Raw genomic sequence first — 22,901 nt, forward strand, 5'->3', positions numbered from 1 at the left:
ACACCTCCCAGTCCCAGACTCGCCTGCGTAGGTCGGCCCGCTGCCGCATAAACGGCAAGAAACCAGTTCATACCTAATAAGTGCGGTTGTGGTGAGAAGCCACCACGTTCTAACATTTTAGCATTTTTCCTTATATTCGTCAATCAGTTGATCCTACAGTTCAATTCATTCGTCTCTCGTGCCAGCCTTTTCCGCCGCACTCCCGGCATTTTTCGGTGTTCCTGGCAGCTAAGGTCTGACCTTCTTTTTTGCGTGTTACCTCAACGAGCCCCAGCCTGGTGCGCCCCACTACTTTACATTTGACCTTATCCTGTTTAAAAGACTTTTCCAGCATTTCCAGCAGCTGATTCCAATCCTCATTTTGTTCCATGTCAATAAAATCGACGATAATAATCCCGCTAAGGTTTCTAAGTCTTATCTGCCTGGATATTTCTGAAGCAGCCTCCATATTCAGACTCTGCAGGGTATGCTGCAGGGAGCTTTCTCCAGTGTATTTTCCGGAGTTGACGTCAATGGCGGTCAGGGCTTCAGTCTGTTCAATCACCAGATAGCCTCCGCTTTCAAGCGGAACCTTGGGTTTTAATGCTTTCAGGATTTCATCACCGATATGATAGCGTTCAAACAAATTCCCTTTAAAGTCAGTCCATATTTTCCCGGAAACTGAGCATCTGACTTCCCGGAGCTTTGTCCGTAGCAGCTCGGCCATTTCCCCGTCATCGGTAATAATCCTGGTTACCTCTTCGTCGATCGTTTCTCTTAACAGACGGGACAATGGGTCGCTGCTGCTGTAAATCAGTCCCTTGCCAGACTTGCTTTTGATTCTTTCCGTTAAGGTCTGATTGATTTCTAAAATCTTTTCAATATCATCAGCCAGTTCTTTTTCCGCAACGCCTTCCGCCATCGTCCGGACAATCAGACCAGCATTCTCAATGCTGAGATTCTGGGCAAGTTGATTAAGACGTTCTCTTTCTGTTTCATCCGTTATTTTACGTGAAATCCCCAAATATCCGCGATTCCCGGGCAAGAGTACCACAAAACGCCCGGGCAGTGAAAGATTGGTCGTAACTCTTGCTCCTTTATTACCGACAGCTTCCCGGGTGACCTGAACAATCACCTCCTGGCCTTCTTTTAAGAGGCTCTCGATCGGTGGCACCGGCGATCCGGGTACATTTTGCACCTGGACATATTCTGGATTGACAATATCCCCTGCATAGAGGAAGGCATTCTTCTCGAGCCCAATATCGATGAAAGCAGCCTGTATGCCTGTAACAATATTACTGACCTTCCCCTTGTAGATATTGCCGGCCAAACGGGATTCTCTTCCGGAATCATCCAGGACTTCTGCCAGTCTGCCTTCTTCCAGTACCGCAGCCCTCATCCGATGATCCTCAGTGGTAATGACAATCTCTTTCAATCTTATCCCTGCTTTCAGGCTTAGTATCAAATCCAAATTTCTAAGATGACACTATATCGTCGCGATCACTTCGAGTGGGTTTCTGAGCATCCCGTCGGACTGTTCGATAAACAGGCCTTCCCTTGTTGTCGTTACGCCTGAAATATCTACCGGAAGTCCTTCCATGTTTTTTAGACTTTCCAGGATTTCAACCGGCCGGACTGAACCAACGTTTCCGGTAATAATATCCAGGCGCAGTTGTACGTGATAATTCTGAGCATCCGCAGAAATAACCCCTTCTTCAGAAATCAGTGTTATGGTTTTAACAAACGGACGAATATTCCGCTCTATTTTTTTGCCCTGCTGATAGCGAATCCCTGTTGCTTCGTCCCTGTTCAGCCAGTTCCGGCAAGCTTTACGGAGTTCTTCTGCCTCGACCGGACGAAGGAGAGGCGCTTCGGTCCGGTATCTGGCAAGATTAATCACAGCCATCAGTGCCTTGCTTCCCTTTACTGCGATCCCAGCGCCTATGATTTTTATGCCCTCGGGCAACTGGCTCTGAAGCCGCTCGACGATATTCCCAATATCACATGCTCCGGCTTCTGTTGCTTCTCCAGCTTCTTCCCGAATAGCGTCCTTTTCTTGTTCTTTATTCTCTTTGACTTCGATATCGACATATTCCTGTTCTCCTTCCACACCGACTGGCAAAGGGGGACCAAAAGCAATCTTCGGATGAGGATTGAATCCTTCGGAAAAAGCCACTTCAATTTGGGCTCTGCGCAGGGCCCTGTCCAACATTCTGGTTAAATCCAGATGCGCAATATACCGGGCTTCACCTTTCTTGGTGTAGGCCAGCCTTATCTTCATCATAACCGCCTCTTTTCCAATCTTTCCAAGATATAAATATCAGAGCTATCTTCCAAAGCTTTGTTGTAAAGCCTTTCTTTATTCCGGCATGTTTGTAAAAAAGCCGAATACATTACTTGTAAACGAGGAGGGATTTCAATGCAATTTTCTTCTGGCGAACAGACGCCGCTAAGATTGCTGGATGAGGCCAACTTCTGGAAACACCAGGAATATGAGCATACAAACGTCATCCGGGAAATCGTGCCGGATCTGGAAAGAAAATTTGTCGAAGAACTTAAAGAATGGGAACAGGCTCTGACAAGGACGCATAGCCAGGTTGTCCAGCTCACTGAAACATTGGTCAGATATGGCAATACGCAACCGGTTGTCGCCGATCAGGCACTTCGTCTGATCAGCTTTTCTCTTGAACAAAGCGGCCGGTTTGTAAAATTCCTTTTTGAAATTCTAGATTTGAGTCAGGCAGTCAAGAAGAATCCGACTGCTGCAGCTGTAATCAAACACATCATCCGTGAATCTGAATATTTCATCGGGATCACCCAGACCATCTGCAGTCAAGGCTAGGTTCTGTATAAAGTTAAGGCGCACTGAATTTTACGGGTCTGGCCAGATCCGGACAGACTCCGCAGTGGCTGCATTTTTCCCGGCAATCAGGTGTGACAGCTTCAGTCAGGGCCTTTTTATATTCTTCAAGCAAGTAGGATTTCTTGACACCTGAGTTCAGATGGTCCCAGGGAAGGATCTCATCCTCTGATATCCGCCTGTTGGCATAGAAATGCGGGTCAATGCCGATTTCCTCCATTCCCTGCTTCCACAGATCATACCGAAAATGCTCACTCCACCCGTCAAATTTGCAACCTGCGTTAACCGCCCATTCCAGTAGCTCCGCAACTTTGCGGTCACCCTTGGCAAATATGGCTTCCAGAAAGCTTGCTTCTACATCGTGGTAGATAAACTTGATCCGGTAATCCCGCAGTTTCTTGCGGAGGTATTCCTGTTTTTCTCTTAGAGTCACCATGGAATCCTGTGCTGCCCATTGAAAAGGCGTATGCGGTTTGGGAACAAACGAACTTGCCGAAACTGTGATCCTGCAGCCGCGTTTCCCAAGTTTTCTGGACAACTCTAGGACTTTTCTGGCCTGTTGGACGATTCCGTCCAAGTCCTCATAGGTTTCGGTCGGAAGTCCAATCATATAATACAGCTTGATACTGCTCCATCCTCCTTTAAAGGATGCTTCTGCCGTCCTTAAAAGATCCTCTTCCGTTACGCCTTTATTGATAACATCCCTTAAGCGCTGGGTTCCGGCTTCCGGTGCAAAGGTCAGTCCGGATTTGCGTACTTTTTGGACCTGTTCGGCAATCTCAACATCAAATGAATCCAGGCGGAGTGAGGGAAGGGATACACTGACCCCTTTGGGTTCCATTTTAGCCATCAGACCTTTAAGGACACCGTTGATGCAAGTATAATCACTGGTCGACAGCGAAACAAGTGAGATTTCTTCATAACCGGTGGCCTTGATGGATTTCTCCGCCTGTTCCAGCAATGCTTCAGGAGACCGTTCCCGAAGCGGCCTGTAGATCATTCCGGCCTGACAAAAGCGGCATCCCCTGGTGCAACCCCTCATGACCTCAAGCATTACCCTGTCATGAATAGCCTCCGTATACGGGACAATCACTTTTTCCGGGAAGTAGGCCGAGCTGAAGTCCCGCAACACCGCCTTTCTGACCGTCTCAGAAATTCCTTCCCTGACTGTGATTTGCTGGATTGAACCATCAGGTTTGTATTCGGCCTCATAAAAACCCGGCACATAGATTCCCTGAATCTGGGCCAGTTCGACCAGAATAGCTTCCTTCAGTTTTCCGTTTTTCCTGGCTTGCTGAATCACGTGAAGAACTGCGGGAAATTGCTCTTCCCCTTCCCCCAGGAAAAAGAAATCTACAAAAGGCGCCAGAGGTTCAGGATTGTAGGCACATGGACCACCGGCAAATATAAAGGGATACGCACCCCCACTTTCCGTCCCGTTTTTTCTGTCTTCGGATTTTAACGGTATCCCGCTGAGCTTTAGGACATTTAATAAATTGGTATAGCTGAGCTCATATTGCAGCGTGAAAGCGACCACATCAAAATCCAGCAGAGGACGAAAAGATTCCAGTGTGTAAAGCGGGATTCCTCCCTGCTTTAACTTTTCTTCCATATCCGGCCATGGAGCAAAGGCCCTTTCACAGAGAAACTCTTCATAAGAATTGATGCGGCCGTACAGGATACGTAACGCAAGATTGGACATGCCGACTTCATATACATCAGGAAAGACAAATGCCACCCGTACATCTGTCTTTTCCCAGTCTTTTTTTACCATATTCCATTCACCACCGACATAACGACCGGGCTTAATCACCTGCGGTAAAATCCGGTCGAGTTTCTGGCGAATCCATTCACGATCCTTCTGATTCATATGTATTTCCCCCTTGAGCCTATTTATCCAGGCAGGTCTTCATAATATATACGCTTTCGGCAGCATAAAGGCTTTGACCTGCCTTTATGCCATCCATGGCATCGTAACACTAGGCCATCCATAGCCCTCGTGTGCCGCGCTCAGCATCCCTGTTCCGCTTGACGTTGTCTATATATTACGGAGACGGATTACTTAATTGTGGATAAATTATTATAGCACAGCACCTTATTCTTAAGCAAAAACCTACCTTCCAGGCGCAGAAGGGCTTTCTTTTTGTCCAGGCCGCCGGCATAACCAGTAAGTTTTCCATTGCCGCCAATCACACGGTGACACGGAATTAAAATGGAGATCGGATTATGCCCGACTGCACTGCCTACCGCCTGAGCGGACATCGTTGTTAACCCCCGGGCCAGAGCAATACGTTGGGCAATTTCCCCGTAAGTTATGACTTTCCCATACGGTATCTGCAGCAGTATCTCCCAGACAGCCTTCTGGAAGTCGGTCCCCACAGGAGCCAGATACAAATCCATTTTGGGAACTGAAATACCTGCCATGATACCTTTCGCATTTCTTTCCGTGCTTGCCGCCTGTTCCTCTTCCCAAGTTTGTCCTTCTTGTCCCGAAAAATAAAAATCCAGCCGCCGACGCAGCGTCTCAAAAACAGGATATTCCCGATTCTCTGTCCATTCGGAAGTAACGGCAGGATAATGCTTCTGGCCAATGAACCATAAACCGCTTAGCTTATCTTGGACTGCCGCAGCTGTCATTTTTCCAAGAGGTGTATTCACAGTGCAGGTATAGGTCATGTTCGTTTTCATGTTGACAGGGTACCAGCTCCCTTCACCTATTTGAATAGCCGGTCTGCCAGTCCAACCCTCTTCGAGCTGAAAAGACAGAGTGACGAATTCTCAGATAGGATAATATAATACAGTAATTGCTCGTATGAAAGCAAGCGAAAAGAAGTATTGGAGGGGAAATTATGTTCAAATACGCCGATGCGCTGTTATTTCCAGTAGAAGTCAATTATCCAGACCCGCAGTTCGGCCGGATCATGCTGGAACATTACGGCGGGAAAGATAGCGAGTTCTCCGCAGCCACCCAGTATATGAATCACCGTGCTAATATGCCCAACCACTTTGTAAGGGAGTTATTGGGTCTTATCGCAGCAGAAGAACATAGCCATATGGAGATGATTGCTGAGGCGATCAACAGACTTGGAGGACCACCACTTTGCTACGTCAATTCCGAGGGTATACCCTGGGACCTGACCTATGTCGATCAAAGCCTTGATCCTGTTGCGATGCTGCAGGCTGATGCTGAAGCTGAGATCCGCGCAAAAATGCTTTATGACACACATTTGACAATGACCAGCGATCCTGGTCTGAAAAAGATGATTCGCTTTCTGGGTGACAGAGAAGATGTCCACAAACACCTTTTTGAAAAGTCCCAAGCTATGATCCTTCAGGGTGCTGCCCCAGGAAGTTTTAGCACATTAATCAGGGAATACCGAATGAGCTTCCCAGTCTGAATGCTTCTCTATATTTACCGGTGCATGATATTTACATGCTTTTGGATCATTACCACAGTATTCCATTCTATATGATCTTTTTTTATTCTTCTTTTAATTTTCCGACCATACAATTGAGTCCAAAATCCATCATGCCCTGGATAACTTCAGTCTCACTTAGCATTCTTTCGATCTTATCGTCTTTACCCATTACACTGACGAGACTGAAATGATCAGCAGAAAACTTATCAATAATCTGTTTAAGCGCAGTGTCCCTACTTACCGCGAGACTCCTTCCAGGCATCAGCCCCTGCGCCAAAAGACGCTCTTTCTTGCGGCAGAGCTGCTTTAAAAAAACAATTCTGGCATTGTCCAGCTCTTTGCCGCTGCCAATCCAGAAAAAGATGCCAAGAACAATAAAAAGAACCGGTTCATAAATATAGAAGCCCATTCCCTGCATTAGGAAACCAGCAAAAACAAAAGCACCCCCAAGGCATTTACCGGCTGCCGCCAGGAACCGGGTGGTCGAGACAAAACCAAAAGACCCCGCCAGCAAGCCACGGACAATTCTACCACCGTCAAGCGGCAGAACAGGAAGCAGGTTAAAGGCTGCCAGCCAGAAATTCGTTTTGGCAAATTCCAACGCCCATGCTCCGCTTAAGATTCCGTTTTCACGAAGAATCTGAATAAAAAAGAACAACACGACATTGACGGCCGGACCAGCAAAAGCAATAATTGTCTCCTCCTTCTTTTTCCCTTCAAAACTGTCGTCAAGAACGGCCGTCCCCCCATAGGGATAGAGCTCGATACTCCTACACCTGATCCCGTAACCTCTTGCAGCAAGTATATGACAGGCTTCATGAACAATAACCAGGCTAAAGACTAGAAGTGCCCTGACAACCTGACCAGCAAGCATACATAGGATTAACAGGATGATAAAGGTCGGGTGAACTTTAACTTTCATCTTGATCCCCCTCTGTCCCCATCCCTAGCAGATCGATTAAAAAGTATTAAGTACAATCGGGATTTTTGAATTTATATACTAGTTCTGAATTAGGTATGTCAAGGGGTCGACCGGCTGACCGTCTTTTTGTAGTTCTAGGTAGAGCCAGGGTTTTTCCTGTGCTGAACTGACTCCGACTGTCCCCAATTTTTTCCCCATCGAAACAGGTTCACCCCGTTCAACATTAATATCGCCAAAATTCCCCAAAAGGCCTTCCCAGCCATTGCCAAAGTTGATCCGTATCACTTTTCCGAGTTTTTCATTTTCACTGACTTCGAGTACAACTCCTTCCTGGGGGCAGAGCACAGCAGTCCCCAGCGCACTTTCAATTTCAATTCCGCTGCTGATCGTCCCACCCTCATCTGTACTCTCAAACGCTACCTTGACAGCTCCGGCTACAGGTGGATAAAAAATCTCTTCTTTTACAGAATTCACCGGCAGGCTTTCAGAGTTTTGAAGGCCTATTGCTTCTTTTGCCATCGTGTTTAATGCCACATAGATATTTCCACTGCTCATACCGCCTTGATAAACAGCATAGACACCTTTGGAAACAAAGTCCTCTCCGCTGGCACTGAAAACAATCGTTAAAAACAAAAAAGCCGAAAGAAGTACTCTTTTCTGACTGCCGTTCCAATCGGCCAAAAGACCTCCGGAAGGTTTTTTATTGAAATAAGTCCGATGATCTTTCCAGTCGCTCCTGACATATTCCTGATCATCCCTGTAACCACGTCCGATCTCCCGGGCAGCCTTTTCAAATTCCCAGTCATCCCAGCGCTCAAACGGATCCATTCATCCACCGCCTTATAAAGGTTTTCCTTCAGGGAGACAACCCTAATAAAGAATATGAACAAATACGCAAAAAAGAACATCTTCCTGACGAAAATGTTCTTTTAGAAATTTCTTTACAGATTTGAATAATGGCTTGTAAACTTTTATCGTTGAAGATGTCAGAACATTCGTCGTTCTCCTCTGCGACTTACGCTTAAGACAAGCCCGACCGCTAGCATATTTGCCCACATCGAGCTGCCGCCGGAAGTAATAAACGGCAGAGGAATTCCGGTGACAGGCATGATTCCTGACGCCATCCCAACATTGATGAAAACATGGAAAACAATCATTGCTACGACTCCGGAGACAATCAGGACCCCATACCTGTCTCTCGATTTGGTGGCTACGGTAACCATCCGCAAAAGCAGGATGCAGAATATAAACAACAGTATCGATGTTCCTATAAAGCCAAATTCCTCACCCACAACTGAAAAAATAAAGTCTGTATGATGCTCAGGTAAAAAATTATACTGGGCCTGGGTGCCTTGCTGGTACCCTTTGCCCCAAATGCCTCCGGAACCTATGGCCCAAACCGACTGAATAACATGATATCCATCCCCTGAAGTATCCTTGGCGGGATCCAGAAAAGCAATAAACCGGTTAATCTGATAATCTTTCAAAGGCAACGGCAATCCTTCCAGAAATTTCAGCGGTCCGGGAAGGTTCGTGGCTAAGTGCAATGCAACAGCACCAATGGCCGCCCCAATGCAGCCGACAATCACCGCCCCAAATTTAATCGGATTCGCTCCGGCAACAAACATCATTCCAATAAAAATCGCCCCGAACACCATCGCAGTCCCCAAATCAGGCTGAAGAAATATTAATAAAGTAGGCGGCAGTACAAACAGCAGGGGTAGAATAAAATCCTTTACATTATTCAGCTTTCCTTCCCTCTCATTGAGAAAGCTGGCAAACGTAACAATCAGCAGCACTTTGGCAAATTCCGAGGGCTGAATGCTTTGCGTAGAGGTGATAGGTATCCAGCGCTGCGCACCCTTCGCTTCAGAACCAAAAGCAAAAACGAGAAGAAGCAGGAATATATTAAAAGCGTAGATCCAGATACCGATCTTTTTATAGTTTTCATAATCAGTAAACGCAACAATCACTGCAAGAACAATTCCTGTAGCGATCCAGACCACCTGAGTTTTCACATAATGATACGGGTCTGACGCCATAACATTGATGGAAGCCGTGCTTAAGATCAGCAGGCTCGCCCCTAAAAGCAGCACAACTGCCAGGACCATTCCAAGATCGAGACCTCTGATAAAATTCCAATTTTTTTCTTTTATCATACAATACTCCATATATCGGCTGCTACCAAAGATTATATCACAGATCTCTCCGTTCACAATGATAACTTGACAAGTATAGGTTTTTTCTTACTAAAATATGTTGAACATCTTCATACCGACCCGACTCCATACTCCAGCCGTCCAGGCTTACGAGACAAACCTCATATAGACAGCCTGTCCTAAATTCGAATGCGCATTCAAAATCGCCTCCGAGGGCGATTTTGGGACAGGCCTGATCCCCATACATCGATGTAAAGTCTTGTTCACAAAAAAAGAAGCTTAATGCTTCCTTTTTGTTTGACTTGAGCGATTTACTCACGAAATCGACTGTGTTCTCTCCATATAGTCCCTTCTAATTTTCTTTACAGGAACACTGGCCATCAGCGCGACTTCCCTCTCATCTTGATTCAGGTATACCTCCAACCCCTCTTCGTTGATCACCATATAATTCGATATCACCTTGACCAGATCTTCTTTTAAGCGATTCATCAGGTAGGGCGATATCGTGGCACGGTCATGAACCAGAACCAGCCGCAGCCGATCTTTGGCCTGACTACGGCTTCCGGAATTGTCCTTGCCCAGCACACGATATAATAATTCCCACAACATAATTACCTCCCCCCAGTGCAGGGCTAGCGTATGCCAACTAAATTTTTCAGTTTATCCATCAGGGAATTCGATACATCCAGATTCATTAATGGGACTTCTTCGCCTCTTACCCTCTGTGCAATCCTCCGGTAAGCTTCGCCCGCTTTGGAAACGCCGTCCATGACTGCGGGTTCTCCTCTGTTGGTCGATACAATAATCTTCTCGTCCTCCGGTACCACACCGAGAAGATCAATAGCCAAGATATCAACGATATCCTCAATGTCCATCATGTCCCCTTGTTTAACCATCCGTGGTCTGATTCTGTTAATAATTAGTTTTGGATTACGCAGATCCGCACTTTCCAATAGTCCGATAATTCTGTCGGCATCGCGGACCGCACTGACCTCCGGCGTCGTAACGACAATTGCTTTGTCCGCACCGGCGATTGCATTGTAAAAGCCCTGCTCAATCCCAGCCGGACAATCGATCAGCGTATAATCAAATTCTTCACGCAGCTCTTCGCAGAGAACCTCCATCTCATCGGGGCTTACAGCTGTTTTGTCTTTCGTCTGAGCAGCCGGAAGCAAATGCAGGCTGTTGAACCGCTTGTCCTTAATAAGTGCTTGTTTGATCCTGCAGCTGCCGCTTGTAACATCGACAATATCATAGACGATCCTATTCTCGAGGCCCATAACAACATCAAGATTGCGAAGGCCGATATCCGTGTCGACCAATGCAACTTTAAATCCGGCAAAAGCCAGGGCTGTCCCCAAATTTGCTGTTGTAGTAGTTTTCCCTACGCCACCTTTCCCTGAAGTTACTACAATTGTTTCACCCATAACCAAGCCTGCCTTTCATCATAAATGATTAATGCATTGTCTTACATTTCAGTTATAATTTTCCATTGCCAAGTAAAAAATAAATCCCCTCTTCAGAATTTCAACCAGTACCTTATTAGCCCAGCGTGAGCTTTGATCTGTTTCTGTGTAAGAAGATTCTACAATCCCTTTTGCTTTTCCTTTCGCAAAGAAAAAAAACCGAGGATCAAATTCCCCGGTATTTCTTATTTATATGACTATTTCCAGCCAAAATGATATTTAAATGCTGCTTTCGCGACATAACCCGATGTTTCACTGCCGTGTCCGCCATATTCCACCACGCCGGCAAATGCGATCTGAGGATTGTCATACGGTGCAAACGCGACAAACATCCCGTTATAAGCTTCTTCTTTGGATGTTCCCTTCGAACCGATCTGGGCCGTACCGGTCTTGCCGCCGCCGGTGAACTCTGGTATATCTCTGAAAAGCCAGGCCGCTGTCCCCTCACCGCTCGTTACTTCCGACATTGCTTTTTTGATCGTTTCAATATTTTGTTGGGAAACAGAAACTTCGTTTAGAACTTCCGGCTGGTTCTGCTGGACGACTTTCCCGGTCACAGGGTCAAGAATTTTGTTCACAACATAAGGCTTGTAATGTTTTCCGCCATTGACAATGGTCGCGACATAGTTAGCCATCTGAAGAATTGAATAGTGGTTTGCGCCTTGACCAATCGAACTGTTGAAACTATCGTACAACCGCCAGTTTACATACTCATTAATGTTATTTTTATACTCCTGTTCGGCCTGAGCAATTTCATCTTCTTTATCATGCTGAAGTGTATTTTTTTCATCCTGATCTTTTGCACTGGCCAGAAGCTGCGCATATTTATCCCCAATTTCCTGAAGCTTTTCTTCTCTTTTTTTATCGTAGTAGGGTTTATAATAAGATTCCTTCCAGGCCGGGGAAGGCACATTTCCTTCCGCTTCATACGGTAAATCTACACCGCTAGTAACCCCCAGGCCAAATTCATTGGCAATTTTCTTGATCAGCTCCGGATTTTTCTCATAAACCCGGCGACCAACAATCTGGAAATAGATGTTGGAAGAATGCGCAAGCCCGCTATAAAGGTTCACCCTGCCAAAGTTATTTCCACCCCACTCGGCGACCCCTGCACTTTGTACATCCGGGGACCCCAGCGAAGACATGGTATCCATAAAAGTATCTTCCGGTGTAATAACGCCTGCTTCCAGAGCAGCCATTCCCGTAATCATCTTAAAAGTCGAACCGGGAGGATACGTACCGGTCAGCGCCCGGTTGAATGATGCGGCATCTTCACTGCTGAAATACTTTTGAGCAGTTTCCTCCGAAATTGTCCCGATCAGGTCATTCGGATCCATGAAAGGACGGGAAGCCATGGCCAGTATTTTGCCTGTATTCACATCGATGACCACCGCCGCGCCGGCCTGGGCATCGGGATGGGTCTTCTGAATATCCTTGATCACTCTGTCCAGTTCGTTCTCCACGACACGCTGCATCTTGCTGTCGATGGTCAGCTGCAGGGTACAACCTGCCTGGGCTTCCTGGAGCGTTTCTTTGTCGATCGGTCTCGCGTTGCCGTCGACGCTGACAATTTCTACGCCATGACTGCCGCGCAGCCAGGTATCGTAGCTTTTTTCCACGCCCATTTTCCCTACAAGGTCACCCTGCGTGTAGCGATATTCGTCATCATTGGACTCTGCCTGCTCATTGAATTGTTCAATTTCACTCTCGCTTATTTCCCTAACATAACCCAAGATCTGACCAAGCAGTGTCTTTTGCGGATAAACCCTTTCCGCTATTGGTTCAATGCTGACGCCGGGCAGCTCATTGCTGTGCTCGGCGATAATCGCCTGTAGTTCTTTCGGTATATCTTCCAGAATGACAACCGTCTTGTAGCTCTTCCACTGCTGGTTACGAATCATCACCAAAAGATCCTCGGTAATCAATTCTACTGATTGGTTTGGATAAGGCCAGTACGGTTTAATATATTCTGCGAGGTTAGCAACAACATCTTTCCAGTTGGTGTTCACTTTCTGCAGGTCAGTCCAGTCCAGGGTCAGCGCAAACCTCGGCACGCTTTGGGCCAAAACGATATTGTTGCTGTCCACAATCTCTCCGCGGACCGCGGACGTCGTGACCGTTTTCATCACATTACCGGCCGCCAGGTCCGAATAATAGGACGCTTTGGCAATCTGCAGCCACCATAGATTAAATCCTAAAATCAAAAAAAGAAGAATGACAACCACACTGAGCCAGGTCAATCTCCTCTGATAGGGTTGTCTCTCCCTTTCTTCCATCGTGTTCATCTCCTATTAAGCATCATGTTTAACCAACACTATAATTGTTGTTCGATCTTCTTTTTAGGCTGCAAAATTCCTTCTGTAAAAGACTTGTGGACGAAGGGATAGGTAAGCGGAACCAATAGGCAGTTGTAGAAAGAAATGCCCAGAATGACCTTTACGGCATCGCCGAGGTACCAGTTAAGTCCAGCGGTGGTTGCAATCAAGGCCATCAGGGTCTGCCCAAGAACCGTTACGATAAAGACGAGCACCATGGTAAGCGGAATGTTTTCTCTGTACCAGCGCTGCTGAAGCATACTGATCAGCAGTGCAACGACAGCTAAAATGATCGCATAGAGTCCGATATACCTTCCGAGATAAAAATCCACAATCAGGCCGATCACAAACCCATACACAATTCCCTGAGCCGGCCGGTGATGCAGAGCGATATAAATAACCCAGAGCATGGCCAAATCAGGTTTTATGCCGGCCCATGACCAATAATGGAAGATTGTCCCCGGGAGGATGAGACAGACAATAAGAATCAGTAACATTACGATAAAACGTTTCATCGACTGTCCTCCGGAATGCTCACTACATAGACTTCCTCCAGAGAATCAAAATCAACAATGGGTTCGATCGCGGCTACTTTCAGCAAGCCTTTCGCATCAATTTTAATCTCGGTAACAACACCAATCGGAATGTCCTTGGGATAGACCTCTCCTAAACCCGAAGTATATACCAAATCTCCTGCATTGACTTCATCGTCCTGCCGGAAATTCATTTCGAGTTCTCCTGAGGAATTCAGCCTGGTGTTTTTCTTATACGTACCTTTGACAATCCCAAAAATTGCCTCACCTTTATTACCCCTGGCAAAGGCGCCAACCTGTCCCTCTCCGTCGAGTAGCAGTAAAACATCCGAGGTCTTCGGGGTGACAGAAATGACCTTCCCGACCAGACCCAGATTGGCAACAACAGGATCATCCACTTTTACGCCGTGATCACTGCCTTTATTGACGGTGACTGTCTGATACCAGGCTGAAGGATTACGATTTATAATGGTGGCACCAATTTTCTCATAGCTCTCCAGCGAGGGACTTTGAAAAACAGCATCAAGTTCCTGATAGCGCAGGGCAGCCAGTACCTGTTGTTTGAGCTGAAGATTGTCTCCCGTGAGCGTTTCTACCTGTTTACGAAGTTCCTCATTTTCTGCTTTGACAGTCCGAAAACTGAAAATCGCCCGAAAATTATCTTTAATCCCATCTCCCAGATTCCAAATCGCACTTTCTATCGGTGAAAGTACTCTTTGCATGGCGTTCCCGACAGGGTTCGGAGACTGACTGCCGAGTCCGGTCAAATGGATCGTCGTCAAAGTGATCAGCAGAACAGCAAAAACGAGAACGGCTATACCCATGGGATTTATTTTTTTCCCCACCGATTTCTCCTCCCGTTTTTAATTCTTCTGCATAGCGGCAATCCTTCTTAGAATTTCCTCATTCTCAAGCACTTTACCGGTACCCAGTGCAACACAGGAAAGCGGGTCCTCAGCAAGGTGGACGGGTATCCCTGTCTGATCGGCAATTAGCCTGTCCAGATTTCTTAACAGTGATCCGCCTCCCGCCATAATAATGCCTCTGTCCATGATATCTGCCGCCAGTTCCGGAGGCGTTTTCTCAAGGCAGTTCTTTACCGCATCAACAATAGCACTTACCGGCTCATTTAAGGCTTCAACAATTTCTTCGGAAGTAATCTCAACGTTCTTGGGGAGACCTGTCAGTAGATCGCGTCCTTTGATGGCATACGTCAAACCTTTTTCCGGCATATAGGCCGCTCCGATCTCCATTTTGATATTCTCAGCCGACTGATAACCGACGGAGAGGTTATACGTTTTCTTGATATACGCAATAATGGCATCATCCATCTCATCTCCGGCTACCCGGATCGAGCCGGCTGTAACGATGCCTCCCATCGAAATCACGGCGACTTCAGTTGTGCCTCCGCCGATATCTACAATCATATTCCCGGTAGGATCGCTCACGGGCAGACCTGCTCCGATGGCGGCAGCCATCGGCTCTTCCATAATGATCGGATCTTTTGCTCCGGCTGCAAGAGCTGCTTCCTTGACAGCTCTTTTTTCAACTGCGGTAACTCCGGACGGCACACAAATGACGACCCGGGGCCGCGCAAATAAGAATTTTGATCCTAAAGCCCTGTTGATAAAATATTTAAGCATTTTTTGAGTAACATTGAAATCCGAGATTACGCCGTCTTTCAACGGTCTGATTGCAACAATATTTCCCGGAGTTCTTCCGATCATCTCCTTGGCTCTGTCTCCAACCGCCAGAGGCTCGTTCTTCTCTATATCCATAGCAACCACTGAAGGCTCCCGTACTATGATTCCTTTGCCTTTCATATGTACAAGGGTATTGGCGGTTCCCAGATCGATTCCGAGGTCCTTGGAAAAAACCATGTTTTGTAAATCTCCCTTCAAGATAAATCATTTCAAATTTCAAGTGATGCCTGGCAGTCTTTTCTCAGTCTCCCACAAAGTGGAATTTTTCATACCATATTTCGTATTGCTATGGCATCGTTTTATTATATCATTTTTTTGCATCAAATTAATGAATATTTCCTATTTTTCAATATTTTTTTATATTTGTGGTCATCTCTCGACAGTGGTACTGTTAGGCTAAAGATCGGGCTAGATGATCCCCTGTTCTTTCAGGCTGACATACTTTTTATCCCCGATGATGATATGATCCAATACCTCAATCCCTAATATTTTTCCGCCTTCGGCAAGCCTTTTGGTAATATCAAGGTCTTCCCTGCTGGGCGAAGGATCGCCGCTCGGATGATTATGCAGCAAAATAATTGTATTCGTGTTACGCCGGATGGCATCCTTAAAACACTCCCTGGGATGCACAATGGATGAATTGAGAGACCCGACCGATACAGGACTTATACCCAGTACATTGTTTCGAGTGCTTAAGTGTATGATCCTGAAGTGTTCCCGGTCGAGCTTCCGCATCTCCTCCATGACCAGATCGGCCGCATCTGATGGCGTGTTGATCACCGGGCGTGACATAGGATCAGCGCAGACACTCCGTTTGCCGATTTCCAAGGCTGCCTTGACTTGAGCCGCTTTGGCCGGTCCTATGCCGTGAACCTGTTTTAATTCATCAATGGATAATCTGGCCAGGCCAGTCAGTCCGCCCGTTTCCGTCAAGATTCGTTCAGATAGTTCCAGGACATTTTCCCCTCTTGAACCGGTCCTCAGCAGTATCGCCAGTATTTCTTTGGTGGACAGGTTTTCCGGACCATGCTGATGAAGACGTTCCCTTGGTTTTAAATCTTCAGGCAAGTCCTTTAGACGGCGGTAATTCATCCCTTTTCCCTCATGCTTCAAGGTATCTTTTATTTTTTAGGGGAAATCCCCTTATCCCCAAGCTTTCGCACCAGAAGCTCCATCGGCAGTCCGACCACATTCGACCAGGAACCGCTAACTGCTGTCACAAACCCGGCAGCTCCGCCCTGAATCCCGTAAGCGGCTGCTTTATCCATTGGTTCCCCTGTCGTAATATAATCCTTGATTTCCTGAACCTTCAGCTCCCGAAAAGACACAGTTGTAATCTCAACAGCAGTCTCCACGCTGATCTGCTGACGAACCTTGTCCATTGCGGCTAACGCAATCGCGGTCATTACCCGGTGGGTTTTTCCGCTTAAGTTAAGAAGCATTCGTTCCGCTTCCTCCTCGTCAGCAGGCTTTCCGAGCACAATATGGTCCAGCACCACAATGGTATCGGCACCTAAAACCAAATCATCAGCCGAACCACTTAAATCAAGCCACGCTTCAAATCCGGAAAGCGCCTTGCGTCTGGCAAGATCCTGTACGCCTGTCTCAGGCCAAACATCTGGCGGAAGATATTCGTCGACCGGAGCACTGACAAGTCTGAAGTCATATCCCCATTCCTCCAGAAGCTCACGCCTTCGCGGCGAAGCCGAAGCCAAAATCAACATCATTCTGTCACATCCTAGGCATCTTACTGTTCTTCAAATCATCAATGTAAGCTACGATAAACAAGCCGGGTTATCGTCCCCCGGCTGTTAAGTCTTCTATCAGTCTAGCACTATTCCCTTTTTTTGACAAGTCCAGCGTGTATTGACACTTTTACGACAAAAATGGAAAAGTCTATGCCTTGCCCTGAGAGCTCAAGATAACCAGATAGAGCGCATCAAGCAATGCTTTGGCGCTGGCCTTAATAATATTGCTGGATACCCCGATCGTTCCCCAGGTATTGACGCCATGCTTTGTTTCAACCACAACTCGGACAACTGAACCTGTGCCCCGGGAACCGTCAAGAACCCTAACTTTATAGTCTGTCAGCTCACTCTCTTCAATAGCCGGGAAAAAGGCACCCAAAGTGCTTCTGAGAGCTTGGTCAAGCGCATGAACCGGCCCGTCTCCCTCGGCTGCAATATGAACCTGCTTGTCTCCGACCTGCACTTTCACAACCGCGACAGAGTCAAGCTCACCGCGCAGCGGATCACTCCAAACGTGATAATCTTCGAGTGTAAACGGCTGTTCGTATTTGCCGAGGATCTCCAATAATAGCAGATCCAGGCTTCCCTCTGCCGTCTCATACTGGAATCCCTCGTTTTCGGCATTCTTAATTCTTTCCATCGCCAGTTCCACGAGCGGATCATCTTTTTCAATCTCAGGTTTGAACCGGCGCATTTTCAAGCACAAATTTGCTTTTCCGGATTGATCGGAGATCAGAACCCGGCGTTCATTCCCGACCGAAGCAGGGTCAATGTGCTCAAAGGTTCTGTTATTCTTCATGACCGCATCGACATGCATACCCGCTTTATGAGCAAAAGCGCTTCTGCCCACAAACGGCTGTTTCTCATCAAACGGATAATTGGCGAGTTCCGCCACATACCTGCTTAAATAAGAAATATTGTGCAGAACCTCAGGTTCAAGCAGTTGATAGCCTAATTTCAGCTGCAACCAGGGTATCAGCGTGCTTAAATTCGCATTGCCGCAGCGTTCCCCGAAGCCGTTCCAGGTTCCCTGGATCTGATTCACTCCTGCCTCAACAGCCGCCAGCGTATTTACGACAGCCAGCCCTCCATCATTGTGAGTATGAATACCAAGTATGGCAGGGGAAAGCTCCTGCCTGACGATCTGCACCCCGTTCGTGATGTCCCTGGTATAGGTACCACCATTCGTGTCGCAGAGAACAAGTCCTTTCGCTCCACCAAGCATGGCGGCTTCCAGACAGCTTAACGCAAACGCAGGGTCGTCCTGCCAACCGTCAAAATAGTGTTCTGCATCAAAGAAGACTTCCTTACCGGCTTTCACAAGATATTCAACAGATTCTCTGATGATTCTTAAGTTTTCCTGTGGGCTTGTTCTTAAGACCGTTTCAACATGGAGTTTCCATGTCTTCCCAAAAATCGTCAAGGGATTCGCTCCTGAAGCAATCAGTCCGTTCAATGAATCACTTTTTTCCGGAGATTCGCCGACTCTGCAGGTGCTGCCGAATGCAACGACCCTCGTCCGCAAACGCCAGTCCTGATTTTCGGCAGAATCCGCCCAGGAGGACATCGTACGGTAAAACTCATCATCTTTGGGATTCGCACCCGGCCAGCCGGCTTCCACATAGTCGATGCCGGCTTCAATCATTTTCTGCATATAGAAAAGCTTATCTTTGGCTGAGAAGTGGACGCCTTCTCCCTGAGCTCCGTCCCTCAGCGTCGTGTCGTAAATTGAAATACGCTTGTCTGCCATTCTCTTCCCTCCCAAAAACTCTCTGTGCATCTAAAAAATTCTTAAAAATGTTTAATAACTCATTTTACCTGTAAATACAAAATTAATAAAGCCTTAATCCATTTTAGAACAAAAAAAGAAGGCATCCAGCGCTAGCGTATCTGGAATACCTTCCTTCATGTACAAATGATCGATTCTAGGTTCTAAGCCATTTTTCCGCCCAGATTGAATGTCAGCACTTCAAGGTTTACAGACAAATCCACATTTCTGAGTTCTACAGTGGGAGGAACATTTAAAACGACAGGTGCAAAATTCAAAATGGCCTGGACTCCGCCTTTAATAAGTTTATCGGCAATTTCCTGGGCTGCAGATGCTGGGACAGTTATTGCTCCGATCTGGATCTGGTTTTGGGCGACGACTTCTTCCATCGTTTCAATCGGCAATACTTCGATATCGTTAATCTTCATCCCAGTTTTTTGGGGATCGTTGTCAAAAATATTGATGATTGAAAATCCGCGTTCTTTAAAACCCTTATACGTACTCAGGGCCAGTCCGAGGTTGCCCAGTCCTACGAGGCAGACGCTCCACTCATTGCTGAGACCCATGATCCGAAGAATATTTTTATGCAAGTCTTTGACATTGTAACCTACTCCGCGAATCCCAAACTCCCCAAAATAAGCAAGGTCTTTACGAACCTGAGCAGGACTTACGCCTACTCCTTCAGCAATATCACCTGAAGAAATCGTTATGATTCCTTTGCGGTCTATCTCTGTCAAATAACGAGAATATACGGAAAGCCGTATAATCGTTGCTTCAGGAATTTTCAAGGTTTTCAAATCCAAATCCCCCATTTCGTCTACTTCAAAGATAATTAATTATATCACTACCTAAAGAAAATGCAATTAAACCGAAGGAAATACAAGATATCACTGTTTAATTATGTTTTTTGACCCTACCCAAAATAATCAGGGATTTTGTTCAAAATACTTGTAAGTAACCCATTTATACTCAGCAAAGACTTGAAGAAGCTGCTGATTATACTTATATTGAAAATTCCCCTGACCATCCAGGGAAGCATTAAGGGCGCTCAAATTATCCTGCAAATGCCTGAAATCTTCCGGATAATCGCTGTCTTTAATATCCTGAATTCTCTCTGTGGCATCGGTTTGATCAATGCCTTGTCCAAGACCTGCACATAATGAATTCGCCAGCTCGAGGATTTCCAGAACCGTTTCCGTTTCGCTGCCGCTGACCTTATAGTGCAAAGCAGGATACGTCACTTCCCTGACCCATGAATCAATACCGTTTTCCAATAAGCCCTGGTAACAAAAAAGCGCCTCTTCATTGGAGCCAAAGGCACCCACCGCAACCTGATAAGGCTCCTTACTGATGATCACGGCCTGCCAGCCCTTGTTATGCAAATTCTGCAGCAATACTTCGGCATTTTCTTTATCCTTATAAACACCGATTTGACAGGTCCAAATTTTGATTTCCGTCAAATTGAGAATCTCGCTGTTTGTTTCTGGCAGGTTTTCTGAGGTAACGGCGGTCTGTGAGGAAACCAGCCCGACAAACATTTTTCCAGTATACCATACAAACCAGCCGACAGCGGATAATCCTAGTATTACCATTATAATTGAAATAAAAACACCTGATCTAAATTTTTTTCCCATCAGGCAACTCCTTCAAATCATTCTATTTCGATCATATGAAGGAGCGGCAATAATTAGTACATGGTAATATGATCAGCGCTTAAATATTGTGCAAAAAAAAAATAAATTTTAGTTCCATAATATGTTATAATATTTCCTGGAAAAATAAGTATCCCAAGGAAGGATATGCCGATATGGAAGAATATTTGATTCTTGCAGTGGATGATCAGGACTTTAATCTTATTTTTCTTAAAAAAACTTTAGCCGAATATCAGTTTCTTTCTGCCAGAAACGGCAGACAAGCCCTGGAATTGCTAAGAAGGTGCTCTCCTGACCTGATCCTGCTGGATATCGTAATGCCGGAAATGGATGGTTATGAAGTTCTCAGACAGCTAAAATACGATGAACGGACCAGGAACATCCCCGTTATTTTCCTGACAAGCCTTGACTCCATTGAAGATGAAGAAAAAGGGTTTAATTTGGGTGCTGTAGATTATATCACCAAACCTTTTAAGCCAACAATCATTCAGGCCCGGGTCAAGAACACTTTACGGTTCATCCATCAGCAAAAACTCTTGGAAAGAATGTCTCACCTGGACGGTCTTACTGAGATCCCAAACCGGCGATTTTTTGAAGAAAAACTTGCTGCCGAATTTGGCTTTGCAGCCACCAACAAGCGTCCGCTTTCGCTGATCATGATTGATGTTGATTTCTTTAAGAAATTCAACGACCAGCATGGGCACTCCAAAGGCGATGAAGCGCTTGTTAAAGTTGCCCAGATCATCCGCTCATGCTTGAATGAACCTCACGAATTTCTGGCCAGGTATGGCGGAGAGGAATTTGTGGTGATTCTTCCGGATACGGATGCTGCTGCCGGAAGTGAAATTGCCGAAAAAATACGTTACCATGTCAGTATATCCCAACTGTTCAACAATCCCGCCGGCAGCCACGCTGCTCTGACCGTCAGTGTGGGCGGATACAGTATGATACCGGCCAATTACGAATACTGTCACAGCATATTGGAAAAAGCCGATGCCTGCTTGTACCAAGCCAAAAAACACGGCAGAAATTGCGTGAAGTGGGATTATTCCTGATGCGTATAATGATCCAGTAAAAATTTTCTTACCCCGGAGATCATGTACAAGGAGCCGGTGACACAAAGCAAATCACCCGGCTTCATTCTTTCAAGCCCTTTTCTTACTGCTCCCGCAGGATCTTCAACCGTCGATACGTTTTCCTGCACTAGATACTTCTCCGCGATTCTGGCTACATACTCCCAGTCACCAGCCCTTGGGGAATCCGGCTTGGTCACGATGATTTCATCGGCCAGCGGTGCGATAATCTCAACGGCTTTTTCTATTTCTTTGTCCCTGAGCATGCCAAGACAAAGCAACAGCCTGTTTCTTTTCAAAGGTCCGTCGGCGTACTGCTGCAGCGCCTTAGCCAGAGACATCATCCCATCGGCATTATGTGCTCCGTCCAGAAGAACTCTCGGATTCCGCAGCAAAAGTTCCAGCCTGCCCGGCCAGCGGACTGCTTTGAGACCTTCCCTGACGGCACTTTCAGATATATTCAGCAAATACGTTCCAACCAATACTTCACAGACAGCTAGTGCAGCCGCTGCATTGGTAAACTGGTGTTCCCCAAGAAGCGCGAGCTCCAGATCCGGATAAGACCAGTACAAGCCTTCATAGCCAAAACGCTGCGAACCATCACCCGGGTGCCGCCAATGTACATCGCGGCCTACCTCAATCATCCTGGATCCTTTTTGGGCAGCTCGTTCCTCGATAACCTTCAAAACTTCCGGCTTGTCCGAGGAAGTGACCACTGGAACGCCATCCTTAATAATACCGGCCTTTACCCCAGTAATTGCTTGAAGCGTATCTCCAAGATAATCCATGTGATCCATGCCAATACTGGTCAGCACAGATATTAAAGGGGTAACGACGTTGGTGGAATCAATTTCACCGCCGAGACCAACCTCCAGAAGGACCAGATCGGGTTGTTTTTCGGCAAAATAACACAGGGCCAGTGCCGTACAGACTTCAAATTCGGTCGGATGTTCAATCCCGAGACGCTCCATTTCCTCCAGATGGGGTTTTAACTTATTGATCCCTGAAACCACATCTTCCGGTGAGATCATCTCTCCGTTTATCGTGATTCTTTCCCGAAAATCATGAAGGTGGGGGGATGTAAACATTCCCGCGCAATAACCGGCCTGCTTCATAATCGACTGAAGCATTGCCGTCGTCGATCCTTTCCCGTTGGTGCCGCCGATATGAATCACTTTCAATTTCTTTTCCGGGTGATCCAGACGATCCAGCAAAGCCTTAATCCGCTCTAGTCCGAGGTTAATACCGAACTTTGTCAGATTCTTAATATATTCCAATGTCTTTTCGTATTCCGTCATTATCCT

22 protein-coding genes are annotated in these 22,901 nt (G+C 46.4%); 3 read left to right on the forward strand and 19 right to left on the reverse strand.

Going from position 1 to position 22,901, the window contains the following annotated elements:
• Positions 1-160: 160 nt before the first annotated feature.
• Positions 161-1,414 (reverse strand): Rne/Rng family ribonuclease, encoded by a 1,254-nt coding sequence (locus AB3489_RS12720; protein ID WP_368293194.1) that lies wholly within the window; start codon positions 1,412-1,414, stop codon positions 161-163.
• A gap of 51 nt (positions 1,415-1,465) precedes the next feature.
• Positions 1,466-2,260 carry a TIGR03936 family radical SAM-associated protein gene (locus AB3489_RS12725; protein WP_368293195.1) on the reverse strand — a complete coding sequence of 265 codons (795 nt, stop codon included), beginning with the start codon at positions 2,258-2,260 and terminating at the stop codon, positions 1,466-1,468.
• A 138-nt stretch (positions 2,261-2,398) separates the two neighbouring features.
• On the opposite strand from AB3489_RS12725, the gene AB3489_RS12730 reads away from it, so the two are divergent.
• Positions 2,399-2,821 carry a DUF2935 domain-containing protein gene (locus AB3489_RS12730; protein WP_019224799.1) on the forward strand — a complete coding sequence of 141 codons (423 nt, stop codon included), beginning with the start codon at positions 2,399-2,401 and terminating at the stop codon, positions 2,819-2,821.
• Positions 2,822-2,834: 13 nt separating this feature from the next.
• Here the strand turns inward: AB3489_RS12730 and AB3489_RS12735 are convergent, their stop codons facing one another.
• A complete protein-coding gene (locus AB3489_RS12735; protein ID WP_368293197.1) occupies positions 2,835-4,709 on the reverse strand; it encodes a TIGR03960 family B12-binding radical SAM protein in 1,875 nt (624 codons plus the stop codon).
• A gap of 188 nt (positions 4,710-4,897) precedes the next feature.
• On the reverse strand, positions 4,898-5,527 hold the full coding sequence (locus tag AB3489_RS12740; protein ID WP_368293198.1) for a methylated-DNA--[protein]-cysteine S-methyltransferase: 630 nt from the start codon (positions 5,525-5,527) through the stop codon (positions 4,898-4,900).
• A gap of 161 nt (positions 5,528-5,688) precedes the next feature.
• Here AB3489_RS12740 and AB3489_RS12745 point away from each other — a divergent pair, with 161 nt between their 5' ends.
• Positions 5,689-6,237 carry a manganese catalase family protein gene (locus tag AB3489_RS12745; RefSeq protein ID WP_019224796.1) on the forward strand — a complete coding sequence of 183 codons (549 nt, stop codon included), beginning with the start codon at positions 5,689-5,691 and terminating at the stop codon, positions 6,235-6,237.
• An 82-nt stretch (positions 6,238-6,319) separates the two neighbouring features.
• On the opposite strand, the gene AB3489_RS12750 is transcribed toward AB3489_RS12745, so the two are convergent.
• From AB3489_RS12750 to AB3489_RS12815, 14 genes are all read right to left on the reverse strand, one after another.
• Complete coding sequence (locus AB3489_RS12750; RefSeq protein WP_368293199.1) at positions 6,320-7,180, reverse strand: M50 family metallopeptidase; 861 nt, start codon at positions 7,178-7,180, stop codon at positions 6,320-6,322.
• Between the two features lie 78 nt (positions 7,181-7,258).
• The gene (locus AB3489_RS12755; RefSeq protein ID WP_368293200.1) at positions 7,259-8,008 is read right to left on the reverse strand and encodes a murein hydrolase activator EnvC; all 750 of its coding nucleotides are present in this window, start codon (positions 8,006-8,008) and stop codon (positions 7,259-7,261) included.
• A 158-nt stretch (positions 8,009-8,166) separates the two neighbouring features.
• Positions 8,167-9,339: a rod shape-determining protein RodA gene (gene rodA, locus AB3489_RS12760; protein WP_368293201.1), complete on the reverse strand. Its 1,173-nt coding sequence runs from the start codon at positions 9,337-9,339 to the stop codon at positions 8,167-8,169.
• Positions 9,340-9,654: 315 nt separating this feature from the next.
• Positions 9,655-9,945, reverse strand: coding sequence for a cell division topological specificity factor MinE (gene minE / locus AB3489_RS12765; RefSeq protein WP_025206115.1), 291 nt, complete (start codon positions 9,943-9,945; stop codon positions 9,655-9,657).
• 26 nt (positions 9,946-9,971) lie between these two features.
• A complete protein-coding gene (gene minD / locus AB3489_RS12770) occupies positions 9,972-10,766 on the reverse strand; it encodes a septum site-determining protein MinD (RefSeq protein ID WP_019224790.1) in 795 nt (264 codons plus the stop codon).
• Positions 10,767-11,002: 236 nt separating this feature from the next.
• Positions 11,003-13,081, reverse strand: a complete 2,079-nt coding sequence (gene mrdA, locus AB3489_RS12775) for a penicillin-binding protein 2 (RefSeq protein WP_368293202.1) — start codon at positions 13,079-13,081, stop codon at positions 11,003-11,005.
• Between the two features lie 38 nt (positions 13,082-13,119).
• Positions 13,120-13,635: a rod shape-determining protein MreD gene (gene mreD, locus AB3489_RS12780; protein WP_287895750.1), complete on the reverse strand. Its 516-nt coding sequence runs from the start codon at positions 13,633-13,635 to the stop codon at positions 13,120-13,122.
• Complete coding sequence (mreC, locus tag AB3489_RS12785) at positions 13,632-14,498, reverse strand: rod shape-determining protein MreC (RefSeq protein WP_025206118.1); 867 nt, start codon at positions 14,496-14,498, stop codon at positions 13,632-13,634. Before mreC ends, mreD begins: the two co-directional genes overlap by 4 nt.
• Positions 14,499-14,516: 18 nt before the next feature.
• Positions 14,517-15,533, reverse strand: a complete 1,017-nt coding sequence (locus AB3489_RS12790; protein ID WP_368293203.1) for a rod shape-determining protein — start codon at positions 15,531-15,533, stop codon at positions 14,517-14,519.
• 231 nt (positions 15,534-15,764) lie between these two features.
• The gene (gene radC, locus AB3489_RS12795; RefSeq protein WP_368293204.1) at positions 15,765-16,448 is read right to left on the reverse strand and encodes a DNA repair protein RadC; all 684 of its coding nucleotides are present in this window, start codon (positions 16,446-16,448) and stop codon (positions 15,765-15,767) included.
• 29 nt (positions 16,449-16,477) lie between these two features.
• Positions 16,478-17,083, reverse strand: a complete 606-nt coding sequence (locus AB3489_RS12800; protein WP_051408119.1) for a nucleoside triphosphate pyrophosphatase — start codon at positions 17,081-17,083, stop codon at positions 16,478-16,480.
• 169 nt (positions 17,084-17,252) lie between these two features.
• A complete protein-coding gene (cimA, locus tag AB3489_RS12805; protein ID WP_368293205.1) occupies positions 17,253-18,854 on the reverse strand; it encodes a citramalate synthase in 1,602 nt (533 codons plus the stop codon).
• Between the two features lie 182 nt (positions 18,855-19,036).
• On the reverse strand, positions 19,037-19,669 hold the full coding sequence (locus AB3489_RS12810) for a redox-sensing transcriptional repressor Rex (RefSeq protein ID WP_025206122.1): 633 nt from the start codon (positions 19,667-19,669) through the stop codon (positions 19,037-19,039).
• Positions 19,670-19,798: 129 nt separating this feature from the next.
• Positions 19,799-20,506, reverse strand: coding sequence for an SPOR domain-containing protein (locus AB3489_RS12815; RefSeq protein ID WP_368293206.1), 708 nt, complete (start codon positions 20,504-20,506; stop codon positions 19,799-19,801).
• Between the two features lie 173 nt (positions 20,507-20,679).
• On the opposite strand from AB3489_RS12815, the gene AB3489_RS12820 reads away from it, so the two are divergent.
• On the forward strand, positions 20,680-21,579 hold the full coding sequence (locus AB3489_RS12820; RefSeq protein WP_368293207.1) for a diguanylate cyclase: 900 nt from the start codon (positions 20,680-20,682) through the stop codon (positions 21,577-21,579).
• On the opposite strand, the gene AB3489_RS12825 is transcribed toward AB3489_RS12820, so the two are convergent.
• A complete protein-coding gene (locus tag AB3489_RS12825; RefSeq protein ID WP_368293208.1) occupies positions 21,570-22,895 on the reverse strand; it encodes a folylpolyglutamate synthase/dihydrofolate synthase family protein in 1,326 nt (441 codons plus the stop codon). The two genes, AB3489_RS12820 and AB3489_RS12825, sit on opposite strands and share 10 nt — an antisense overlap.
• Positions 22,896-22,901 lie beyond the last annotated feature (6 nt).

Origin of the sequence: Dehalobacter sp. TBBPA1, assembly GCF_040931655.1 — a bacterium.
GTDB lineage: Bacteria > Bacillota > Desulfitobacteriia > Desulfitobacteriales > Syntrophobotulaceae > Dehalobacter > Dehalobacter restrictus.